Consider the following 16727-nt stretch of genomic DNA (forward strand, 5'->3'; position numbering starts at 1 on the left):
CGGCGGGCCGGTTTCATCGCAACATCACTTGTTGTCGTCGACTTCCGAAAACTCGGCGTCGACCACGTCATCATCGGCTTTCGGAGCCTCTGCACCCGGAGAAGCCGCAGCAGCCTGCTCCTTCTCATAGATCGCCTGGCCCATCTTCATAGCCTTGTCGGTCAAGCCTTGCGTCTTCGCGGTCATTTCGTCCGCGTTGCCGCTTTCGACAGCCGTCTTGGCTTCAGCGATGGCAGCTTCGATCTCAGCCTTCAGCGAAGCGTCGATCTTGTCGCCGTTCTCTTCAAGCTGGCGCTCGGTCGCATGGATGAGGCTTTCAGCGTTGTTCTTGGCTTCCGCCTCGGCACGGCGCTTCTTGTCCTCGTCGGCAAACTTCTCGGCATCGCGGACCATCTGGTCGATGTCGGCATCCGAAAGACCACCAGATGCCTGAATGCGGATCTGCTGCTCCTTGCCGGTGCCCTTGTCCTTGGCCGAAACGTTGACGATGCCGTTGGCGTCGATGTCGAACGTCACCTCGATCTGCGGAACGCCACGGCGTGCAGGCGGAATGCCGACAAGGTCGAACTGGCCGAGGAGCTTGTTGTCCTGCGCCATTTCGCGCTCACCCTGGAAGACCCGGATCGTCACCGCCTGCTGATTGTCTTCAGCCGTCGAATAGACCTGGCTCTTCTTGGTCGGGATCGTGGTGTTGCGGTCGATCATCTTGGTCATGATGCCGCCCAGCGTTTCGATACCCAGCGAAAGCGGGGTCACGTCGAGCAGCAGCACGTCCTTGACGTCGCCCTGAAGCACGCCTGCCTGAATGGCCGCGCCCATCGCCACGACTTCATCGGGGTTCACACCGGTGTGCGGTTCCTTGCCGAAGAAGTCCTTCACCACGTCGCGGACCTTGGGCATACGGGTCATCCCGCCGACCAGCACGACTTCATCAATGTCCTTGGCAGACACGCCAGCGTCGGCCAGCGCCTTCTTGCAAGGATCGAGCGTGCGCTGGATCAGGCCGGCGACCAGCTTTTCCAGGTCGGCGCGCGTGATGGTTTCAACCAGATGCAGCGGGGTGGTGCTACCACCTTCCATGCGCGCCGTGATGAACGGCAGGTTGATTTCGGTGGTCTGGGCCGAAGACAGTTCGATCTTCGCCTTTTCCGCCGCTTCCTTCAGGCGCTGCAGGGCCAGCTTGTCGCCGCGCAGGTCCATGTTTTCCTTGGCTTTGAACTTGTCGGCCAGATATTCGACCACAACCGTGTCGAAGTCTTCACCGCCAAGGAACGTATCGCCATTGGTCGACTTCACCTCGAACACGCCATCGCCGATTTCCAGCACCGAGATGTCGAACGTGCCGCCGCCAAGGTCATAAACCGCGATCGTCTTGCCGTCGTTCTTGTCGAGGCCATAGGCCAGCGCAGCCGCAGTCGGCTCGTTGATGATGCGCAGCACTTCAAGGCCCGCAATCTGCCCGGCGTCCTTGGTCGCCTGGCGCTGCGCGTCATTGAAGTATGCCGGAACGGTGATCACCGCCTGCGTCACGGTTTCGCCAAGATAAGCCTCGGCAGTTTCCTTCATCTTCTGAAGCGTGAAGGCGCTGATCTGCGAGGGGCTGTAGTCCTGCCCACCCGCCTTGACCCAGGCATCGCCGTTCTTGCCCTTGGTGATGGTGTAGGGGACGAGTTCCGTGTCCTTCTGGGTCAGCGGATCGTCAAAGCGGCGGCCAATCAGGCGCTTCACCGCGAAAATCGTGTTGTCGGGGTTCGTCACCGCCTGGCGCTTGGCCGGCTGGCCGATCAGACGTTCGCCATCCTTGGTGAACGCGACGATCGACGGCGTGGTGCGCGCACCTTCCGAGTTTTCAATAACCTTGGGCGTACCCCCGTCCATAACCGCAACGCAGCTATTGGTCGTGCCAAGGTCGATGCCGATAACTTTAGCCATGAGTTCCCCAGTTCCTTCCATTCAAGACACCGCGTGGGAAGCGATCCCCCTGCCGGGCAGAGCGCCGATTGCGGCTCGATTGAGCGCGATATAGGTGCGCTTCCGCTTGGCACAAGGCCCCCTTCGGCTTACCTGATGCGCCATTGCTTCCTCAGGAGTCGCTTTCCATGCGTCAGCTCGTTCTCGCCGGACTTTCCGTGCTCGCTCTTTCGCTTTCCGGTTGCGGACAGCCTGCCGAAGAAGCCTCGCCCACCCCTGCCGCCACTATTGATTCCGCGCCGCAAAACGCACCGGGCGTTAACGTCACCGACGCCGTGGTCCGCCTGCCCGCCGCGCCTGGGCGTCCCGGCGTCGCCTACTTCACCGTTTCGCAGGGCAGCGGCGCACCGCGCACGATCGCCGCCACCTATGTCGAAGGCGTGGAACGCGCCGAACTGCACGAAAGCGTGATCGAAGGTGGCGTTTCAAAGATGCAGCCGGTCAAAGCCGTGCCCATCGAATCCGGCAAGTCTGTCCAGTTCAAGGCTGGCGGCCTTCACGTCATGCTGTTCGACGTAGCCGATACGCTGAAAGCTGGCGGCACCACCGAAATCACGCTCACGCTCGACAATGGCGACAAGGTGAGCGCGCCTGCGAAAATCGAAGCCATCGGTGGCGGCATGAGCGGCGAGATGGACCATAGCACCGACCACAGCGGCATGGACCATTCGGGTCACGACATGAGCGAAATGTGATTCACCCCGGCGCTCCCTGCCCCATCGGCGGCGAGCGCCCTCTCACCGGCGGCGAACGCGCACTGGTGACCGAAGTCTTCGGCACCGCGATTGACCTAGATCCCGTACGCCTGCGCCGCCGCCGATGGTTCCCGTTCCAACCGACCGGCACGGTGATGGCCCCAATGGGTCACATCCACTTCGCCCCCGGCAGCCCGCACTGGTGCGAAGATTTCGCCTGCGCATCCTTGAGCGCGCAGGGCCTGTTCATTCACGAAATGGTCCACGTCTGGCAGACCCAGCAACGCGGAAAATGGTGGCTCCCCCTGATGCGCCACCCGTTCTGCCGCTACAGCTATACGTTCGTCGAAGGGCGCCCGTTCACCCGCTACGGCATAGAACAGCAGGCTGAACTGGTTCGGCACTTGTTCATCGCAAAGCGGGGCCATCCGTCCCCGGAAGCCCCGCCACTTGCCGCGCTCAAAGCGCTTGTGCCTTTCAAAAGCCGCTGATCAGCAGCGAACTTCGTATTCGCGCCCGCGATTGTCCACGCGGTAGCAGCGGTCATCACGCTTGCGGATTTGCGAACCGCCTGCCGCACCCACGGCACCACCAATGGCCGCCCCAGTTGCAATATCGCCGCCCGTCGCAGCACCGATACCCGCGCCAACCGCAGCGCCCAGCGCCGCGCCTTCGCCGGTGTAATTGCGGGCGCAGCCGCCCAGCGTGACCGCTGAACCCATGATAAGCGATGCAATGATGATCTTGCGCATGAGGAATCTCCGTTGTTCACGGAGGTGACGCTTTGCCTACCCGCAAGTTCCTGAAATCGCGACGAACCGCTCGTCGCATCAAAGCAAGCCCTGCCTTAAAAGCACCTGCGCCCCCGCGACGGCGGGGCCTCGGTGTTGTTAAGATTCGTCAGCGTCAAGCGACTGTGTCCCCCGCTTTCGCGGAGGCGCACAGCTTTTGGACTTCGATCAATCCGGCTTCTTCGCCACCGCCACCATAGCGGGCCGCAACAGGCGGTCCTTGATCATGTACCCTGCCTGCAGTTCCGAAATCACTGTGCCCGGCTCTGCATCGGCAGAGGGCATTTCGATCATCGCCTGATGCTGGTGCGGGTCAAGCGGCAAGCCCATTGCGGCGATGCGTGTGATGCCGTGATTGCCGAACACCTTTTCGATTTCGCGCCCCGTGGCCTCAAGCCCGGCAACAAGGTTCTTGAACTTGTCGTCCTCGCGCAGGTCTGCCGGAATCGTCTCCAGCGCGCGCGAAAGATTGTCGGCCACCGACAGGATATCGCGGGCAAAGCCGGTCGCGGCATAGGCGCGGGCGTCGGCAATGTCCTTTTCCATGCGGCGGCGCACGTTCTGCGTCTCGGCCTTGGCATAGAGCACGTCCTGCTTGGCCGTTTCCACCTGCTCGCGCAGCGCGGCAAGTTCATCGTTCTCGGAAGGCTGGTCGATCATGTCTTCGGGCACCCCCTTCAGTTCCGCTTCGATTTCGGCGGCGGTGGGGCGCGTGTCGTTATCGCTCATTTTCTCGAAAACCCGTCTTGTCCGATGAATTTGCCCAAGGTCTGGGCGGTGTAGTCCACGATGGGGACGACGCGCGCATAATTCAACCGCGTGGGGCCGATAACCCCCACCACGCCAACCACGCGCCCTTCGCCATCGCGCCAGGGCGACGCAATAACGCTTGAACCCGAAAGCGAAAACAGCCGATTTTCGCTGCCGATGAATATGCGCGTCGCCTGCGCCTCGCGCGCGGCATCCAGCACCCGAGCGATTGCCTCGGCGCTTTCCAGCTCATCCAATAACTGACGCACCCGTTCGATATCGCTCAGCGCCGCTTCATCCAGCAGATTGGCCTGCCCGCGCACCACCATGATCGGGCGCGCTGCGGCATCCTGCGTCCACACTACCAACCCGCGCTGCACCAGATCGGCACTCGCCGCATCCAGCGCAGAACGTCCGCCCGCGATCTCGGCCCGCACCACGTTCGCCGCTTCGCCCAAAGTGCGGCCATAGAGTCTGCTCGTCAGGTAATTTGCCGCCTGCTCCAGCGCGCCTGCGCCCACCGGTTCGGGCAAATCGATAACCCGATTCTCAACCCCGCCGTCTTCGCTGACCAGCACGGCCAGCGCCCGCACCGGCGATAGCGGCACGAACGAAATCTGCATCAATCGCGGTTCGCGCTTGGGCACCATGACCACCGCGGCGCCCGCCGAAAGCTCCGACAGCGCCGAACTTGCCGCCGCCAAGGCATTCTCGATCGTGCCTCCGTGCGAAAGCCCGCGCTCGATCTGCGCCCGGTCTGCTGCAGAAGGCTCGGCCACCTGCATGATGCCATCGACGAACAACCGAAGCCCAACCTCGGTCGGCATTCGCCCCGCGCTGGTGTGCGGCGCGGCCAGCAATCCAGCGTCCTGCAATTCTTGAAGGACCGAACGGATCGATGCGGGCGAAAGATTCACTCCCCCCGGCCCCGCCAGAGTCTTCGATCCCACCGGCTGCCCATTGGCAATATACCCCTCGACCACGAGGCGGAAAATCTCCCGCGCGCGGTTGGTGAGGTCGGTCAGAGTTGGGCCAGTCATATTCATCAATCTACGCATCGCTCTTGCAGGCTCAAGGGCAATGCGCCAGAGGCCATGCAAACTTGCGAGGGAAATTCCATGAGACCTGCCGGCCGTGCGCCCGATGAAATGCGCCCAATCGTCATCGAAACCGCCTTTACCAAGCATGCCGAAGGCTCGGTGCTGATCTGCTTTGGCGATACCAAGGTTCTGGTCACCGCCTCGGTGGAAGAGCGCGTGCCCCCGTTCCTGCGCGGCAAGGGCGAAGGCTGGGTCACTGCGGAATACTCCATGCTCCCCCGCGCCACGCACACGCGCGGCAGCCGTGAAGCGGCCAAGGGCAAGCAATCGGGCCGCACGCAGGAAATCCAGCGCCTGATCGGTCGCTCACTGCGCGCCGTCACCGATCTCAAGAAGCTGGGCGAACGCCAGATCACTTTGGACTGCGACGTAATTCAGGCCGATGGCGGCACCCGCACCGCCTCGATCTCCGGCGCATGGGTCGCCCTGCGCCTCGCCGTGCAGAAGCTGCTCGATTCTGGCGCGATCAAGGAAGACCCGCTGACCGAAAAGGTCGCCGCCATTTCCTGCGGCATCGTCAATGGCCAGCCGGTGCTGGACCTCGACTACATTGAGGATTCCTCGGCTGACGCCGACGCCAACTTCGTGCTGATCGAAGGCGGCAGGATTGCCGAAGCGCAAGCAACGGCAGAAGGCGCGACCTACGACGAAGAAGGCCTCCTGCGCCTGCTGCGCCTCGCCCGCATCGGCTGCAACGAAATCTTCGCCGCGCAGGAAAAGGCCGTTCGCGGCTGAGTTTGGTGGACCGCAAAATTTGAAGGAATCGCGCCCCCGCGAAAGCGCGGGCCTCCCTCAACCAAACACGACCGTCATTACCTTTCACTTCGTCATTCCCGCGAAGGCGGGAATCCAGCAAACACCACGCCCGACTGGATTCCCGCCTTCGCGGGAATGACGAAAATGGGTAGGCAAAGGATCAAACATGCCCCGCCTCTCCACCGGCAAGCTGGTCATCGCCACGCACAACGCCGGAAAGCTCAAGGAAATTCAGGCCCTACTCGCCCCCTACGGCATCGAATGCCTGTCGGCGGGCGCGCTAGGCCTGCCTGAGCCTGCGGAAACAGGCACGACCTTCATCGAAAACGCACTGATCAAGGCCCAAGCCGCCGCGCAAGCCGCACAAATCCCGGCGCTGGCCGACGATTCCGGCCTCTGTGTCGATGCGCTCGGCGGCGCCCCCGGCGTCTACACCGCTGACTGGGCCGAGGCGGACACGTTCGAAGGCGGCCCGCGCCGTGACTGGTACATGGCAATGGGCAAAGTCGAAGGCAAACTGGCCGAACTAGGTCCGGACACTCCGCGAAACTGCCACTTCGCCTGCGTTCTAGCCATCGCATGGCCCGATGGCACCCACGCCGTCTACCAAGGCCGCGCCCCCGGCACACTCACTTGGCCCCCGCGCGGCACACTCGGGTTCGGCTATGATCCGGTCTTCGTGCCGGTAGGCGATACCCGCACCTTTGCGGAACTCGACCCGGCAGAAAAACACGCCATCAGCCATCGCGCAGATGCCTTTGCCAAGCTGGTAGCGGACCAGTTTTCCGCCTAAGGCTGGCGCATGGCGCTCGCCCTCTACATCCACTGGCCGTTCTGCCTCGCAAAGTGCCCCTATTGCGACTTCAACAGCCATGTGCGTGCGCGGACCGACATCTCGGCTTGGCAAGCTGCACTGCTGGCCGACATGCGCCATGAAGCGCGGTTGACCTCGGGCCGCCCCCTCACCTCGATCTTCTTCGGCGGCGGCACGCCCTCGCTGATGCCGCCCGCGCTGGTGGAAACCTTGCTGCGTGAAGCGGAAGCACTGTGGGGCTTTGCGCCGGGGATCGAGATCACGCTGGAGGCCAACCCAAGTTCGGTTGAGGCGGCCAATTTCACCGCGCTGGCTTCTGCCGGGATCAACCGCGTGTCGCTCGGTCTGCAAGCGCTTGACGACAAGACCTTGAAATTCCTTGGCCGCCTCCATGACGTCAGTGAAAGCCTTGCCGCGCTGGAGCTTGCACAGAAAACTTACGCGCGCGTCAGCTTCGATCTGATCTACGCCCGCCCTGAACAGTCGCCAGAGGCTTGGGAAGCCGAACTCAACCGCGCTTTAGGTTTTGGAACCGGGCACCTGTCGCTCTACCAACTCACCATCGAACCCGGCACGCGCTTCGCCACCCTGGTCCGCGAGGGTAAGTTGACTCCGCTTGACGATGATGCGGGCGCGGACCTCTTCGCCCTCACCCGCGAAATGACTGCCGCTGCTGGCCTGCCTGCCTATGAGACCAGCAATCATGCCCGCCCCGGCGAGGAGAGCCGGCACAACCTGACCTACTGGCGCTATCAGGATTACGTCGGCATCGGCCCCGGCGCGCATGGGCGCAGGCTGGGTGCGGCGACGGTTCGGCACAAAAAGCCGGAGAACTTTCTTCGCGCTGTTTCTGAACAAAATCATGGTATTAGTGAAGAGCGTCTGCTGCCGATCCACGAACAGGCGACTGAAGCTTTGCTGATGGGTTTGCGGCTGACCGAGGGGATTTCGCCCCCTGCTCTTGCCGCCCGTTTCGGCCTGAATGTGGACGATATGATCGACCAGAAGGCCTGCGAACGGCTCGCAACAATGGGGTTTCTGAAGTGCACCAAGATGCACCTAACCGTCACCGAGAAGGGCGCACCGCTGCTTGAAGCGCTGCTGGGCGACATCGTTTCGCACCAACTGGTGAGCGCATGACGGCGGCGGAAATTCTCGAAGCGTGGAACGCCCACCTCACCCTTTCGCGCCGCCGCTCCCCGCACACCGTCCGCGCCTATGCCGCCACCGCCGCCCGCCTGCTCCATGCGCTGGACGGCGATTTGGATTGGGAACGTGTGGCGCGGATCGACGCGGCAACCTTGCGCACGCACCTTGCCGAGCGGCGGGCCGAGGGGCTGGGGAATGTTTCGGCGGCGCGGGAACTTTCGGCGCTGAAAACCTTCATCGCCTTTGCCAAGGAGCAGGCGGGCGACCCCGATGCCAGCCGCCCGCGCCTGCGCGGTCCGCGCGTGAAGAAGGGCCTGCCGCGCCCGGTTACGCCGGATGATGCTGTAAACCTTGCAGAAACCGTGGCGGATGATGCCAGCGTGCCGTGGATCGCCGCGCGGGACCGGGCAGTCCTGCTGCTGCTTTACGGTGCCGGAATGCGCATTGCCGAAGCGCTGGCCCTGCCCGCCTCGGCCCTACCGCTGGGCGAAAGTGTGGTGATTACCGGCAAGGGCGGGCGGCAGCGCGTGGTGCCGCTGCTGCCCATCGTGCGGGAAGGCGTGGACGATTATGTGCGGCAGTGTCCGTGGCCGCTGGAGAAGGCCAAGCCCTTGTTTCGCGGCGCAAAAGGCGGACCGCTGGCGCAAGGGATGGTGCAGCGCGCCGTGGCGCGGGCTCGGACCGTGCTGGGCCTGCCTGCCACCGCCACGCCCCACGCGCTGCGCCACTCCTTCGCCACACATCTGCTGGGCGCGGGCGCGGATTTGCGCAGTTTGCAGGAGCTGCTGGGGCACGCCAGCCTGTCGTCCACGCAGATCTACACGCAAGTGGATGCGGCGACACTGCTGGACGTTTACCGCAACGCGCACCCGCGCGCCTGATGTTACTTTGCGCTGACCGACCTCGGCAGCCGCAGGACTGACAGTAATCCGCCCAAGTCCTCGCTTTCCTTCAGTTCCACGCTGCCGCCGTAAATCTCGGCCACATCGCGCACGATGGCTAGGCCGAGGCCGGTGCCGGGTTTGCCGGTGTCCAGCCGCGCGCCGCGATCGAAGATGCGGATGCGGGCTTCTTCGGGGATGCCCATGCCATCGTCCTCGACCCAGATTTCGCAGAACTTGGCGTCAGTGGGTGCGGCATCGATCGTGATGAACACCGATCCGCCGCCGTATTTGGCCGCGTTTTCAATCAGATTGCCGAGGATTTCGTCCAGGTCCTGCCGCTCTATCGAAACTTCTGCGCTGTGGTTTCCGTCCATGTCAAAGCGCACCTGCGGATAGAGTCGCACGACCGCGCGCTCCACCGCCTGCGCGCTTTCCCAAACTTGCGCGCGTGACAGGCCGACCGCGCGGCGGCCCACCGCACGGGCGCGGGCGAGGTGGTGATCGACCTGACGGCGCATGACGGCGGCTTCGCGGATCACGGTATCGGCGAGATCGTCGGCCTTGGCCGTTGCGGCGTTCATCACAACGGTGAGCGGGGTCTTCAGCGCGTGGGCGAGGTTGCCCGCATGGGTGCGCGCTTCTTCGGCCTGCCGTTCGGAATGTTCGAGCAGGGCATTGAGTTCGGTCACCAGCGGCTGCACTTCCAGCGGCAAGGGATCGGTGACGCGGCTGGCCTCCCCTTCCCGCATTCGCGCAATCGCCTGACGCACGCGGCGCAAGGGGCCGAGGCCGTAGACGGTTTGCAGGCCCGCCATGCCGACAAGGCCAAGGCCGAGCGCAAGGAACGACCAGATCAGGATCGAGCGGATGCGCCGGATCTGCGCGTCGATCTCGCCCCGGCTGGCGGCGACCTGAAATTCCCACAAGGTGTTGCTGCCGGGCAGGATTACCGAGCGCTTGATGATGCGCAGCCGTTCACCTTCGAACTGGTCGCTATCATCGATATAGGGTTCGACGTGGTTCTGATCGAGCGTGGTCCGCAATGTGCGGTCCCACAGCGAGCGCGAGGGGAAATCATCGTGCCCCTGCCCCGAAATCTGCCAGTAAAGCCCGCTGTTGGGTTCGAGAAAGCGCTGATCGCCCAGGGGGCGATTGAAATAGATCTCGCCATCGGGATCGACCTCTGCCGAGGCGACCATCGCGGTGAGCATATATTCAAGCTGTTCATCGAAATTGCGCGTGATCAGGCTGGTCAGCGTCTGGTCGAGCGCCAGCCCACCGCCGAGCAGCAGCACGGTGATCCACCCCGCCGCGATAAGCAACATGCGCCGCGCCAGAGAGCCGGTGTGCGGCGCTGGCTGCGGCGGTTGGGCAGGTTCAGGTCTTTGGCTGGCCACGGGTGGTCCGATGCCGGAGAGGTTCGGAAGTAGCCCACCCCGCTGCGACTAGCGCTTGCTGCGCAAGCGCAAGTCTCGCTCCCCTCCCGCATGCGGGAGGGGTTGGGGGTGGGTTTGCGACGCTGGCGTGCAAAAGCGGCAGCCGATCAACCGCGACCGGGTTCGGCGGGATCGTCGAGGCTGTAGCCAAGGCCGCGGATCGTGGTGATCACATCGGGGCCAAGCTTCTTGCGGATGCGCGTGACGAAGACTTCGATGGTGTTCGAATCGCGGTCAAAATCCTGATCGTAGATATGTTCGATCAGTTCGGTGCGGCTGACGACCTTGCCCTTGTGGTGGAGCAGATAGGACAGGAGCTTGTATTCCTGCGCGGTCAGCTTCACCGGCTCGCCATTCAGCGTGACGCGGCCCGAACGGGTGTCCAGCCGCACGTCGCCTGCGGTGAGTTCGGACGAGGAATTGCCCGAAGCACGGCGGATCAGCGCGCGCAGGCGGGCAATCAGTTCTTCGGTCTGGAAGGGCTTTGCCAGATAATCGTCGGCCCCGGCATCGAGACCCGCCACCTTGTCAGACCATGAATCGCGCGCGGTGAGCACGAGGACCGGGAACTTACGCCCCTCCTTGCGCCACATGCCCAGCACCGTCAGGCCGTCAATCTCTGGCAGGCCGAGGTCGAGAATAACCGCATCGTATTCCTCGGTGGAGCCCATGAAGTGCCCGTCCTCGCCATCGACCGACAGATCGACGGCATAGCCGTTCTGCTCCAGCGTGTTCTTGAGCTGCTTGCCGAGCGTGGGTTCGTCCTCGACGATCAGAATGCGCATCACTTGCCCCTTGCAGCGCGCCTCATGCGGCGCGGTCAGTTGGATCGGTAGATGGGGCGGGAAACCTGAACGGTCAAGGAATAGGGGTGTTGGGGTTTGTTCAGGGTGTTGGGCCCATGCAAGGGTCTTGGCATAGATCGGGGGATTGACGTTCAAAAGATCAAAGAATGCATATGCAGCCTAATGATGCCATATAGCAGGCATGATGATCGTATTTACTATGCCACCTTTAAGCTAGCAAATCCGCCAAGTTAGCCTTGAGGCTAGCAGCACGTTCGGGATGATTATCGTGATTAAGAACTGCGATTTCTGAAAATTTATTACCGGGAACTTTGTTCTTCAGCTGCTTAAATACCGTCTTTCCTTTTGCACCTTTTAAAGGTCGACCTTGGAAAGATGCCCATACTTCTTCATTTGGCGGGCTACCTCCTGCTTTATGGAGTTCCGCGTTATGTGCGGCACGTTGCGCTGCGAACTGCTCCGTAATTGGAGCTTGGTTTTGAGCTAGGACATCAGCAATCCAACCTTCACATGTGGCAACCGGTTCGCCCGTAAGGGATGAGAGAAAAGCACTATCACAAAATTCAGCCTCAAGATCGGACTGATCTGTAACCCACAACCGAATGCCTTCACTTTCATAGTCGGCCTTTAACGCCAAAACTTCAGCATCCGTCAATGAATCGCGGTCACGATGCACTAGGACTTTGAACTTATTACCTAGCGAGGCTCTTAGTTCTATTGCCTCGCTTTTGGACAGTAGGTGTTGGTAGCCTCGTCCGGGCAGAACCGTTACAGCTCGATCAATCTCGGGCCATTGCCGGATCAACTTTTTCAAAAAGTCGTTTTTGGCGTCCTCACTGACAACGATAACCTTTTTGCCGAACGCGCCCCAACCCAAGGCGAGTTCGACGACAGAACGGTCATCAGTCTTCTTTTCGCCGTCAGCTAGCCAGATGACGTTCGTATCCGCCGGCGCACCTCGCACAATGAAGGGCGAATGCGTTGTCATGATAATCTTGATGCCTTGCGCTCGCGCTATTTCAAGTAAGCTTAACGCAAGTTTCTCTTGCACAGACGGATGCAGATGAATGTCAGGCTCATCGACTAACAAAATCTTCGGTTTAAACAGTAGAATGTAGCAGAAAATCTGAATTAGTTGAAGAAAACCCGTACCAAGAAGCTCTAAGGGCATCGAGAGGCCATCAATCTCTGCCTCGGCATGAATATCAAAATCCTTAGCTTCATCGAAGCTGACCTTTAGCTTTATTGAGCCGAGGAGAGGGTTGAGCCAATTTTCAATTTGGGCCAAGCTTTCGGGTGGCAGAAGATCAAGCGCATTTCGGAGGTAAACATTCGAATCGCCGAAGGAGCAAGCTTTCAACACCACCCTTTTGGAATTCTTTTGCTCTACGTTTGGAATACCCGATATTCCGGGAATAAACCCGCTAAAAAAAGTCTCAACGCCGCGAAATTGAGGGCGCACGAGCTCTGGAAGTTCACCTTGCACAGAAATACCGGCGTTCCGCGCAGACCGCATCTCGAGATGCGCAGCGATCTGAGCCCCTCCTTCATCTCGGAAATTGAAAAATACCTTGGACGAGGGGCTATCTGATCGGTTACCCCAAGGCGCTCCATGACCAAGTCGCCAATATTCATCCGATGGGAGATAATCTAAATCAGCGATTCGAACCATCGCCGTGGATCCAGTGCGAATTCGGTCTGCCTGTCGCATCAAGCATGATGCTAAGTGTAGCGCCTGCAGTATCGAAGACTTACCGCTTCCATTAGACCCGACGAGTATATTGAGATCAGCAAGTGGCAAATCTATAGCGTCGATCCGCTTAAACTTTTCAATCTGGATTGATTCTAGCTGCACGGATGATCACCCAAAAAATCTGAACAGAGCCTACTTAAGCTAGCTCCTTCCGTAAACCGATCAGGTACAAAAATCTTAGCCCCCATGAACTACCGCCATTCCTTCCACGCCGGAAACAGCGCCGATGTGGTGAAGCACGCTCTGTTGATCGCGCTCGTGCGGGCCTTGCAGATCAAGGACAGCGCGTTGACGCTGATCGATACCCATGCCGGGTGCGGGCTTTATGATCTCTATGGCGATCAGGCGCAGCGCACGGGGGAGGCGGCGCAGGGGGTGTTGCGGGCTTTTGCCGATGCGAACCCCTTGCTGGACGACTATCGCTCCGCTGTGCGGGCGGTGAATGAGGGCGATGGGTTGCGGCTCTATCCCGGATCGCCGCAGTTCCTTGCGCCGCTGCTGCGCCCGCAGGATCTGCTGATCCTGAACGAGAAGCACCCGGAGGACGTGAAGGAGTTGCGCTCGGTTATGCGCGATACGTCTGCTGCGGTGCATCAGCGCGATGCCTATGAGCTGTGGCTGGCGATGGTGCCGGTGCGCACGCCGCGCGGTGTGGTGGTGGTCGATCCGCCCTATGAACAGACCGACGAGCGCGAGCGGATCGTGGCGACGCTTGCCGCCGCGCACCGCAAGTGGGCGCATGGCGTGACGGTGATCTGGTATCCGCTGAAAGAGCGCCACACGCATGTCCGCTGGAAGGAGCGCCTGCGCAAGACGGGCATTCCGAAGATGCTCTCCATCGAGCACTGGCTTTACGATGCCGATCAGCCCGGCATCTATAACGGCGCGGGGCTGTTTATCGTCAACCCGCCCTATGCCTTTACGCAAGCTCTGCCGCCGATGCTGGAAGCACTGCGCGCGGCGCTGGCGCCGGAGGGGCACCGGGGGACGCTTGGGGCGGAGTGGCTGGCGTGATGTAGCTGCCTTCTATTCCACCATCGTCATCCCGGACTTGATCCGGGATCCCGCTTCTTTTTGTCCTTCAGGTCTTGCGCAAGGCCCGAAGAAAAGCGGGACCCCGGGTCAAGCCCGGGGTGACGGGGTGTTTGGTGGCGTCTGGATGCGGATAGCTCATTCGATGCGGATGGCTAATTGCCGTCGGCGTCTACCATGAACACCATCGGCTTGCCGCGCGATTCAGGCTCCCATCCGGCGTCCAGCGCGGCCTGGATGCCACGCATCACTACGGCGTCGCTCACCTGAAGGCGGCCGCGCTGCATACCTTTGAGCAGGCGTTTCGGCGGGGGGAATTCCAGCAGGGCGCCGCGCTGGGTGTTCTTGCGCAGCAGGGAAACGGTCATGCCTCTCCAGCCGTCGAACTCGCTCCACTGCGGCTCGCTGCGCAGTTCCCATTCGTATTGAAATGCGCCGACGCTGACGATGCCGGAAAGCCTGTGGATGTTGCTCATGGGTGTGGCGTCTAGCAGGTCTGCCGCCACACACCACCGGCGGATTGCGGATTGGCGTTAGCGACTTTCGCCCATCACCTGCCCGGTGCGCGCATCGACATCGACGAATACGACCCGCCCATCGCGGATGAACTTCAGGCGGTAGACCATTGCCGAAGGATCATATTCCGGGCCGAGGTATTGCATCCCCGGCTTGGTCGGCAGCACGCGGCGTTCGATATCGCGCAGCGAACGCACGTTGCCGGCGCGCAGATCGCGGCGGGCCTCGTTCTGTTCGTCGGGGCGCTGCTGGGCCGGTGCGGCCACAGGCAACGCCGCCAGCGACATGGCGAGGGCAGAAGCCATAAGGGTGGTTGCACGAAACATGATGGGCGAATGCCTAAACCCGGAGCATTGAACAAGCGGTGAATGTGAATGGTCGCCACCCTTAATCTTCCAGCGTTGCGCGCGGGCAACGCTGCGGCTAAGCGCGGCGCATGGCGGCACCGATACTTAGCTGGGAGGGCCTTGGCCTTGTCCAGGGCAATGGCTGGCTCTTTCAGAACCTCGACATTCATATCCAGCAGCGTGATCGGCTTGCGCTGATCGGGCGCAATGGCGCGGGCAAGACGACGCTGCTCAAGCTGCTGGGCGGGCAAGTGGATGCCGACAAGGGCACGCGATCGATCCAGCCGGGCACCCGCATCGTGACGCTGGAGCAAGACCCGTTCTTCACCGGGTTCGACACCCTTCTGGACTTTGCGCTTTCGGGCAAGGACGCGCCGCCACAACATGAGGTGGAATCCATCGCAGGCCAGCTCGGCATCGATCTTTCGCGCAAGGCGGACAGCGCCAGCGGCGGTGAGCGGCGGCGGGCGGCCTTGGCCCGCGCGCTGGCGAGCGAGCCGGACCTGTTGCTGCTGGACGAGCCGACCAACCACCTTGATCTTGCCGCCATCGACTGGCTGGAAGACTGGCTGACGCGCTATCGCGGGGCCTTTGTGGTGATCAGCCACGACCGCACGTTTCTGGAACGGCTGACCAAGGCGACGCTGTGGCTGGACCGCGGCAGCTTGCGGCGCAAGGACATCGGCTTTGGCGGATACGAAGCGTGGATGGAACAGGCCTATGCCGAGGAAGCGCGCGCGGCGGACAAGCTGGATGCCAAGCTGAAGATCGAGGCGCACTGGCTGGAACGCGGCGTGACGGCACGGCGCAAGCGGAACATGGGGCGGCTGGAAAAGCTCTATGAAATGCGGGCGCAGCGGGCGGCGATGCTGACGCCGCAGGGCACGGCTAAGTTGGCGATTGCGAGTGACGACGCCAAGAGCAAGGCGGTGATCGTTGCGGACCGGGTGAACAAGAGTTTTGGCGAGCGGCCCATCGTCAAGGACTTCACCCTGCGCATCACGCGCAAGGACCGCATCGGCGTGGTGGGATCGAACGGCGCGGGGAAGACGACGCTACTGAAGCTGCTGACCGGGGAACTGGAGCCGGACAGCGGGACGATCACGCTCGCCAATACGCTGCAAGCCGTGTTCATCGACCAGCAGCGCAGCTTGATGGCACCCGACAAGCGCGTGCGCGACGTGCTGGCCGATGGCAGCGACTGGATCGACGTGCGCGGCGAGCGCAAGCACATCCACGGCTACCTCAAGGACTTCCTGTTTGATCCGGGGCTGGTCGAGGCGCGCGTGGGCACGCTTTCGGGCGGGGAACGGTCACGCCTGCTGCTGGCGCGCGAATTTGCGCGGTTTTCAAACCTGCTGGTGCTGGACGAGCCGACCAATGACCTCGATCTGGAAACGCTCGACCTGCTGCAGGAAGTGATTTCGGACTACGACGGCACCGTGCTGATCGTCAGCCACGACCGTGACTTTCTGGACAAGACGGTGACGATCACGCTGGGCATGGATGGATCGGGCAAGGTCGATATCGTCGCGGGCGGCTATGCCGACTGGGAAAAGATCAGGAAGCAGCGGCTGGCGGGAAAGCCGGTGGCGAAGGCCGGTGGCGAGAAGGTTGAGAGCGCCCCACCCCCTCCCCCGATGCCTGCGAAAAAGGGCAAGCTGTCTTACAAGGACCAGCGCGATTACGATCTGCTGCCGGGGCGGATCGAGGAACTGGACGCGCAGATTGCGCGGGGTGAGGCGCAACTGGCCGATCCTGATCTCTATGCCAAGGACCCGAAGAAGTTCGACGCGCTGATGGCTGCGCTTGAAAAAGTGCGCGGCGAGAAGGACGCGGCGGAAGAGCGCTGGCTGGAACTGGCGGAGATGGTTGAGGGGTAAGGCTTCACCAGTGACACCGATGCGCCCCCGCCTTCGCGGGGGCA

The 16727-nt window shown here is 61.9% G+C and carries 17 protein-coding genes; 8 read left to right on the forward strand and 9 right to left on the reverse strand.

Annotation, left to right across the window (positions count from 1 at the left end; all coding sequences use genetic code 11):
- Positions 1 to 24: 24 nt before the first annotated feature.
- Positions 25 to 1932 carry a molecular chaperone DnaK gene (gene dnaK / locus HGI47_RS11335; RefSeq protein ID WP_168852886.1) on the reverse strand — a complete coding sequence of 636 codons (1908 nt, stop codon included), beginning with the start codon at positions 1930 to 1932 and terminating at the stop codon, positions 25 to 27.
- Positions 1933 to 2099: 167 nt separating this feature from the next.
- On the opposite strand from dnaK, the gene HGI47_RS11340 reads away from it, so the two are divergent.
- Positions 2100 to 2666 (forward strand): copper chaperone PCu(A)C, encoded by a 567-nt coding sequence (locus HGI47_RS11340; protein WP_168852887.1) that lies wholly within the window; start codon positions 2100 to 2102, stop codon positions 2664 to 2666.
- Entirely contained in the window at positions 2663 to 3157 is a 495-nt protein-coding gene (locus HGI47_RS11345) for a vgr related protein (RefSeq protein ID WP_370521694.1), read from the forward strand. The genes HGI47_RS11340 and HGI47_RS11345 overlap by 4 nt, the downstream gene beginning before the upstream one ends.
- Here HGI47_RS11345 and HGI47_RS11350 read toward each other — a convergent pair whose 3' ends face one another.
- The 3 genes from HGI47_RS11350 to hrcA all read right to left on the reverse strand — a co-directional run bounded on the left by HGI47_RS11350 (position 3158) and on the right by hrcA (position 5247).
- Positions 3158 to 3418 (reverse strand): glycine zipper domain-containing protein, encoded by a 261-nt coding sequence (locus tag HGI47_RS11350; protein WP_168852888.1) that lies wholly within the window; start codon positions 3416 to 3418, stop codon positions 3158 to 3160.
- Between the two features lie 207 nt (positions 3419 to 3625).
- A complete protein-coding gene (gene grpE / locus HGI47_RS11355; protein ID WP_168852889.1) occupies positions 3626 to 4186 on the reverse strand; it encodes a nucleotide exchange factor GrpE in 561 nt (186 codons plus the stop codon).
- Positions 4183 to 5247, reverse strand: coding sequence for a heat-inducible transcriptional repressor HrcA (hrcA, locus tag HGI47_RS11360; protein ID WP_168852890.1), 1065 nt, complete (start codon positions 5245 to 5247; stop codon positions 4183 to 4185). The genes grpE and hrcA overlap by 4 nt, the downstream gene beginning before the upstream one ends.
- 78 nt (positions 5248 to 5325) lie before the next feature.
- On the opposite strand from hrcA, the gene rph reads away from it, so the two are divergent.
- The 4 genes from rph to HGI47_RS11380 all read left to right on the forward strand — a co-directional run bounded on the left by rph (position 5326) and on the right by HGI47_RS11380 (position 8907).
- Positions 5326 to 6042, forward strand: a complete 717-nt coding sequence (rph, locus tag HGI47_RS11365) for a ribonuclease PH (protein ID WP_168852891.1) — start codon at positions 5326 to 5328, stop codon at positions 6040 to 6042.
- 187 nt (positions 6043 to 6229) lie between these two features.
- Entirely contained in the window at positions 6230 to 6856 is a 627-nt protein-coding gene (gene rdgB, locus HGI47_RS11370; protein ID WP_168852892.1) for an RdgB/HAM1 family non-canonical purine NTP pyrophosphatase, read from the forward strand.
- 9 nt (positions 6857 to 6865) lie between these two features.
- Positions 6866 to 8017 (forward strand): radical SAM family heme chaperone HemW, encoded by a 1152-nt coding sequence (hemW, locus tag HGI47_RS11375; RefSeq protein WP_168852893.1) that lies wholly within the window; start codon positions 6866 to 6868, stop codon positions 8015 to 8017.
- Entirely contained in the window at positions 8014 to 8907 is an 894-nt protein-coding gene (locus HGI47_RS11380) for a tyrosine recombinase XerC (protein WP_168852894.1), read from the forward strand. Before hemW ends, HGI47_RS11380 begins: the two co-directional genes overlap by 4 nt.
- A gap of 2 nt (positions 8908 to 8909) precedes the next feature.
- On the opposite strand, the gene HGI47_RS11385 is transcribed toward HGI47_RS11380, so the two are convergent.
- The 3 genes from HGI47_RS11385 to HGI47_RS11395 all read right to left on the reverse strand — a co-directional run bounded on the left by HGI47_RS11385 (position 8910) and on the right by HGI47_RS11395 (position 13007).
- Positions 8910 to 10235, reverse strand: a complete 1326-nt coding sequence (locus HGI47_RS11385) for a sensor histidine kinase KdpD (RefSeq protein WP_206066141.1) — start codon at positions 10233 to 10235, stop codon at positions 8910 to 8912.
- Between the two features lie 218 nt (positions 10236 to 10453).
- Entirely contained in the window at positions 10454 to 11131 is a 678-nt protein-coding gene (locus tag HGI47_RS11390; protein ID WP_039331476.1) for a response regulator transcription factor, read from the reverse strand.
- Positions 11132 to 11360: 229 nt separating this feature from the next.
- The gene (locus tag HGI47_RS11395; protein WP_168852896.1) at positions 11361 to 13007 is read right to left on the reverse strand and encodes an AAA family ATPase; all 1647 of its coding nucleotides are present in this window, start codon (positions 13005 to 13007) and stop codon (positions 11361 to 11363) included.
- A gap of 84 nt (positions 13008 to 13091) precedes the next feature.
- Here HGI47_RS11395 and HGI47_RS11400 point away from each other — a divergent pair, with 84 nt between their 5' ends.
- Positions 13092 to 13919, forward strand: a complete 828-nt coding sequence (locus HGI47_RS11400) for a 23S rRNA (adenine(2030)-N(6))-methyltransferase RlmJ (RefSeq protein WP_168852897.1) — start codon at positions 13092 to 13094, stop codon at positions 13917 to 13919.
- 173 nt (positions 13920 to 14092) lie between these two features.
- Here the strand turns inward: HGI47_RS11400 and HGI47_RS11405 are convergent, their stop codons facing one another.
- Together HGI47_RS11405 and HGI47_RS11410 are read right to left on the reverse strand one after the other, a co-directional pair.
- Complete coding sequence (locus tag HGI47_RS11405; protein WP_168852898.1) at positions 14093 to 14413, reverse strand: hypothetical protein; 321 nt, start codon at positions 14411 to 14413, stop codon at positions 14093 to 14095.
- Positions 14414 to 14470: 57 nt separating this feature from the next.
- Positions 14471 to 14758, reverse strand: a complete 288-nt coding sequence (locus tag HGI47_RS11410; protein WP_240950139.1) for a PepSY domain-containing protein — start codon at positions 14756 to 14758, stop codon at positions 14471 to 14473.
- 131 nt (positions 14759 to 14889) lie between these two features.
- Here HGI47_RS11410 and HGI47_RS11415 point away from each other — a divergent pair, with 131 nt between their 5' ends.
- On the forward strand, positions 14890 to 16683 hold the full coding sequence (locus HGI47_RS11415) for an ABC-F family ATP-binding cassette domain-containing protein (RefSeq protein ID WP_168852900.1): 1794 nt from the start codon (positions 14890 to 14892) through the stop codon (positions 16681 to 16683).
- The last annotated feature ends 44 nt before the right edge of the window (positions 16684 to 16727 follow it).

It is taken from the genome of Novosphingobium sp. ERN07 (assembly GCF_012641335.1).
Classification (GTDB): Bacteria; Pseudomonadota; Alphaproteobacteria; order Sphingomonadales; family Sphingomonadaceae; genus Novosphingobium.

Coding starts and splice junctions, on each gene's coding strand:
- HGI47_RS11410 (WP_240950139.1), bottom strand. CDS start 14,758: ATGGCTTCTGCCCTCGCCATGTCGCTGGCGGCGTTGCCTGTGGCCGCA.
- HGI47_RS11380 (WP_168852894.1), top strand. CDS start 8,014: ATGACGGCGGCGGAAATTCTCGAAGCGTGGAACGCCCACCTCACCCTT.
- grpE (WP_168852889.1), bottom strand. CDS start 4,186: ATGAGCGATAACGACACGCGCCCCACCGCCGCCGAAATCGAAGCGGAA.
- HGI47_RS11350 (WP_168852888.1), bottom strand. CDS start 3,418: ATGCGCAAGATCATCATTGCATCGCTTATCATGGGTTCAGCGGTCACG.
- hemW (WP_168852893.1), top strand. CDS start 6,866: ATGGCGCTCGCCCTCTACATCCACTGGCCGTTCTGCCTCGCAAAGTGC.
- HGI47_RS11340 (WP_168852887.1), top strand. CDS start 2,100: ATGCGTCAGCTCGTTCTCGCCGGACTTTCCGTGCTCGCTCTTTCGCTT.
- HGI47_RS11400 (WP_168852897.1), top strand. CDS start 13,092: ATGAACTACCGCCATTCCTTCCACGCCGGAAACAGCGCCGATGTGGTG.
- HGI47_RS11390 (WP_039331476.1), bottom strand. CDS start 11,131: ATGCGCATTCTGATCGTCGAGGACGAACCCACGCTCGGCAAGCAGCTC.
- hrcA (WP_168852890.1), bottom strand. CDS start 5,247: ATGACTGGCCCAACTCTGACCGACCTCACCAACCGCGCGCGGGAGATT.
- dnaK (WP_168852886.1), bottom strand. CDS start 1,932: ATGGCTAAAGTTATCGGCATCGACCTTGGCACGACCAATAGCTGCGTT.
- HGI47_RS11415 (WP_168852900.1), top strand. CDS start 14,890: ATGGCGGCACCGATACTTAGCTGGGAGGGCCTTGGCCTTGTCCAGGGC.
- HGI47_RS11385 (WP_206066141.1), bottom strand. CDS start 10,235: ATGTTGCTTATCGCGGCGGGGTGGATCACCGTGCTGCTGCTCGGCGGT.
- rdgB (WP_168852892.1), top strand. CDS start 6,230: ATGCCCCGCCTCTCCACCGGCAAGCTGGTCATCGCCACGCACAACGCC.
- HGI47_RS11405 (WP_168852898.1), bottom strand. CDS start 14,413: ATGAGCAACATCCACAGGCTTTCCGGCATCGTCAGCGTCGGCGCATTT.
- rph (WP_168852891.1), top strand. CDS start 5,326: ATGAGACCTGCCGGCCGTGCGCCCGATGAAATGCGCCCAATCGTCATC.